The 4,843-nt window shown below is 36.3% G+C and carries 4 protein-coding genes; all 4 read right to left on the reverse strand.

The genetic code is table 11. The annotated features are described in order from the left end of the window. The coding region (locus ACO5V7_RS08740) for a serine hydrolase (RefSeq protein ID WP_485485874.1) at positions 1 to 655 on the reverse strand (655 nt) is incomplete at its 3' end. 548 nt (positions 656 to 1,203) lie between these two features. Then, the gene (gene nrdF / locus ACO5V7_RS08745; protein WP_485485877.1) at positions 1,204 to 2,187 is read right to left on the reverse strand and encodes a class 1b ribonucleoside-diphosphate reductase subunit beta; all 984 of its coding nucleotides are present in this window, start codon (positions 2,185 to 2,187) and stop codon (positions 1,204 to 1,206) included. 56 nt (positions 2,188 to 2,243) lie between these two features. Continuing rightward, the gene (nrdE, locus tag ACO5V7_RS08750) at positions 2,244 to 4,403 is read right to left on the reverse strand and encodes a class 1b ribonucleoside-diphosphate reductase subunit alpha (protein WP_485485875.1); all 2,160 of its coding nucleotides are present in this window, start codon (positions 4,401 to 4,403) and stop codon (positions 2,244 to 2,246) included. Between the two features lie 10 nt (positions 4,404 to 4,413). After that, complete coding sequence (gene nrdI, locus ACO5V7_RS08755) at positions 4,414 to 4,779, reverse strand: class Ib ribonucleoside-diphosphate reductase assembly flavoprotein NrdI (protein ID WP_485485876.1); 366 nt, start codon at positions 4,777 to 4,779, stop codon at positions 4,414 to 4,416. Positions 4,780 to 4,843 lie beyond the last annotated feature (64 nt).

Here is a 4,843-nt window from a genome sequence, read left to right on the forward strand (position 1 = left end):
CTTTATATAAAGCAATCACCATTTTTGCTAAATCTCTAGCAGTCGTTTGGTTGGGTTGATTCATAGAATGGCGTTTAACCGTATAATGACCTTGAAAATCTTCCGCTACCGCACCAGTTGCTCCTTCAAATTTAGTATTCGTCATTCCCAATTCTTTGGCCTTTTGATTCATTAAGTCTACAAATTCATCCGAATTATTGCTGACTAGTTGAGACAGCAGTATCGTTGCTGCATTGGAGGAAGGAAGGAGTGCCATTTTTACAAGCTCCTCCACTGGATACTCGACTCCAGCAGTTAAAGGAACATTACTTAAGGCAGTAATTTTAGAAATAGCTTGATCTGTCGCAGTTGGTACAACTTTATCGCTTAGGCTTATTTTCCCTTCTTTAATTGCATCATATACGATAAAAATTGTCATTAATTTACTTAAACTCGCAGGATCTACTGCTTTATCAGGATTTTCCTGCCATAATATTTCCCCATTCGCAATACTCACTACTAATGAAGCTTTAGGTGCATCTGAAGAGCCAATTTCATACCCTTCATCTTTAACTATTTTTAAAACAGATTCTTGTGCGTTTACTGTGGATATTGTGCTGACAACTCCAATCATCAATAAAAACAAGACGCAAACTAATTTGATTATTTTTTTCATTATTTTTCCCCTTAAAACATCTCTTTTCATTTTAGTGAATTCTCCTTCTTTTTGCAATAAAACTTAATATAAAATCTAAATCACTTTTCTAAAATTAAGGACTCATCTTGAAATGATACAGTTATTCTTATAATTATTGAACGTAACCGAGGACTCAATGTATTTTAACAATTCTGTAAGGAGCAGATACTTTCTCACAGCACTTCTCACTTTACGAGGTGTTGAAGTTTGGATATGAATACACTAATCATTTTATTTCACAAAACTGATTCCTAAATTACCATATTTGGTAATCAAAAATACGAAGTGATTTCGGAGTCTATAGTGGTAACAATAGCGACCACAACTGATGTGAATTAGGGAATCTTCAAAATTTATTTCGTAGAGTCCCTTTGAAGCTCAGTAGGATTGAGACCTTAGACTCAATACGGTGTAGCTATTGTCACCACTATGAAGATCTCCGAAATAACACGTAGTGTTTTTGAATGGTACCTCACCATATACACAAAAAAAACAGGCTCCTTTTCAGGAACCTGTTTGGGTAGAAATTACATCCATTTTGAATAGTCTTCATCATCCATCGCTTCAACACTACCGAGTAAGTACCCATTTCCAACCTGCGAGAAGAAGTCATGGTTACTTGTACCAGTTGAAATCCCATTCATTACAATCGGATCCACATCTTCAGCAGTATCCGGGAACAATGGATCGAACCCTAAGTTTTGAAGCGCCTTATTCGCATTATAACGAATGAACACTTTTACTTTTTCAGTCCAACCAACTTGGTCATAGATAGACTGAGTATACTTCACTTCGTTTTGATATAGTTCCAAGCATAAGTTATATACCCACATCTTCATTTCTTCTTGTTCTTGCTCAGACAATTCGTTGTAGCCTTGTTGGAATTTATAACCTGTATACGTTCCGTGAACAGACTCGTCACGAATGATTAACTTGATGATTTCAGCTACGTTAGCAAGCTTGTTGTTTCCTAAGTAGTAAAGTGGCGTAAAGAATCCACTATAGAAGAGGAATGTTTCAAGCATTGTAGAAGCAACTTTCATCTTCAAAGCGTCTTTACTTTGATAAATCTCATTAATCTTTTTCGCTTTGAATTGTAGGTATTCATTATTGTTTGTCCATTCGAAAATATCTTCAATTTCTGCTTTTGTATGCAAAGTACTGAAGATTGTTGAATAACTTTTCGCGTGAACAGATTCCATGAATTGAATATTGTTCCAAACCGCTTCTTCATGTTGAGTGCGCACATAATCTTTCATTAAGCTTGCACCTTCTTCTGATTGAAGCGTATCTAATAATGTTAAACCACCGAACACTTTCCCTACTACATCTTTTTCTGCAGGTGATAATGTTCTCCAGTCGTCTAAGTCGTTTGATACTGGGATACGTGTATCTAACCAGAATTGCTCAGTTAGTTTTTCCCAAGTTAATTTATCGATCATATCTTCAACTTGGTTCCAGTCAATCGCTTTATAGTACTCTACTGGTTGTGTAGATTTTTGAGAAAGAATCTCATTAAAATATCGTTTTGTACTCACGAGCTTATGTCCTTTCTATCGTATTCCCATTAAATGCTGCAGCTTTCGCAAGCATTACTTCCGATTTCGTCGTTGTTTTCTGTAAATGTACGTACATAGTAGATTGACTTGATGCCTTTATTCCACGCGTAGTTACGTAAAATATTTAAGTCACGTGTAGTCATCTTATTTGTACGTCCTTCTTTCCACTCATATAATCCTTCAGGAAGTTCTGAACGCATGAATAATGTCAAGCTCATTCCTTGGTCGATATGTTTTTGAGCAGCAGCATATACGTCGATTACTTTACGCATATCGATATCGTATGCTGATTGGTAGAATGGTAATGTGTCATTTGATAAGAATGGAGCCGGGTAATAAGTCTTACCAGTCTTCTTCTCTTGACGTTCTTCAATTAGGCGAGTGATTGGATGTAATGAAGCACTTGTTTCATTCACGTAGCTGATTGAACCAGTTGGTGCAATTGCTAAACGGTTTTGGTGATATAATCCACCACTCATTACGTCTTCTTTTAATTGTTTCCAATCTTCTGCAGTTGGAATTGGAAGTTTTTCAAAGATTTTCTTCACTTTGTCAGATTGAATTTGCACCTCTTCAGCAATGTAGCTGTCAAAATATTCTCCTGTTGCATATTTAGAACGTTCGAACCCAACAAATGATTGACCGCGTTGTTTGGCAAGCTTGTTACTTGCTTTCAATGTATAGAAGTTCAACATTCTGAAGTATAAATCAGTTGCTTCGATAGACTCAGGAGAGCCGTATTCCATTTGATTTAACGCAAAGAATGTGTGTAATCCCATCGCTCCAAGACCGATTGTATGTGCTTTGCTGTTTCCGTTTTTAACAGTTGGAACGGCATCGATACTTGAGTGGTCTGTTACGAATGTTAACGCACGAACCGCTACATCTACAGAGCGTTCGAAGTCAGGAGATTTCATTAAGTTCACGATATTTGTTGAACCTAAGTTACAGCTAATATCTGTTCCTAAGTGTTCATATTCTTGAGCATTGTTAATCACTGAAGGCTCTTGAACTTGTAGGATTTCAGAACATAAATTACTCATAATAATCTTTCCATCGATTGGGTTTACACGGTTTGCTGTATCGATATTCACCACATATGGATATCCAGATTCTTGTTGTAATTTACTAATTTCGTTTTCTAAGTCACGTGCACGTAATTTAGATTTGCGGATTTCAGGGTTATTCACCATGTTGTCATATTCTTTTGTGATGTCCACATATGAGAACGGAACGCCATAAATACGTTCCACATCGTATGGGCTGAATAAATACATGATGTCGTCATTCTTGATTAATTCGTAGAATTTATCTGGAACAACAAGCCCAAGTGATAGTGTCTTCACACGAACTTTTTCGTCCGCATTTTCTTTTTTCGTAGATAAAAACGATACGATATCTGGGTGGAATACGTTTAAGTAAACCGCTCCTGCACCGTTACGTTGACCTAATTGGTTAGAGTAGCTGAAACTATCTTCTAATAATTTCATAATTGGAACAACACCACTTGATGCATTCTCAATTTTTTTGATTGGGTCACCTGCTGCACGAACGTTAGACAAGCTTACCCCTACTCCTCCCCCAATTCTTGATAATTGTAGAGCTGAGTTGATGGTACGACCGATACTGTTCATGTCGTCCGTTGTTTGAATTAAGAAGCAAGAAACGAGTTCCCCACGACGTTTTCTTCCAGCATTCAAGAATGTTGGCGTTGCTGGTTGGTAACGTTGTGTAATCATTTCTTCTGCTAAATCATGCGCTAATTGCTCATCGCCATCCGCTAAGAAAAGAGCGTTAAATACAATACGATCTTCAAAACGTTCTAAGTAACGTTGACCATCATTTGTCTTCATTGCATATTGTTTATAGAACTTAAACGCAGACATGAATGAACGGAAACGGAATTTTTTCTTGTACGTTTCTTTCATTAATTTCTTAACGAATTTACGATTGTATTTCCCTAAAAATTCTGCTTCTAAATAATCGTTTTCGATTAAGTAATCCAGTTTTTCATCTAATGTATAAAAGAAAACTGTATTTGGATTCACGTGTTCTAAGAAGAACGCACGAACCGCTTCACGATCTTTATGCAATGGAATTTTCCCATCAACTGGACGGTTTAACTCATTGTTTAATGCGAAGTATGTAACTTCTTGAGTCTTGTTCATTAATTTTGGACTATCCAATCTCTCTCACCTTTTCTATTAGTATTTGTACATCTTTATCTGTACCTTGGTTTTCAAAACAATGAAGTAAAGGAACCTCGTATCTTCTCGCTAACTCTTTGGAATTCGAACAAAAACTCGTGTTAAAATTGCGATTCCCTGAACCGGCAACTCCCATTAACAGCTTTCTGTTGTCTTCAAAATCAATAAATTCGTAAAAAAAATTCGCCACTTGCTCTCCATAAGTTGGTGTAATGACGATATAAGGCTCTTTCATTTGTACTGTAGGATTTTTCTTAGAAATTTCAATAAAATCCCACTCCAATTTTTTTACAAATTGTCTTGTTTTTCCAGTTAGTGATAAATAAACGACTTTCACAATATCCCCATTCCGAAATAGAAATACAAGAAAATGCATTCCAATCTCACTTGAAACTCACGAA

Source organism: Granulicatella sp., assembly GCF_057274575.1.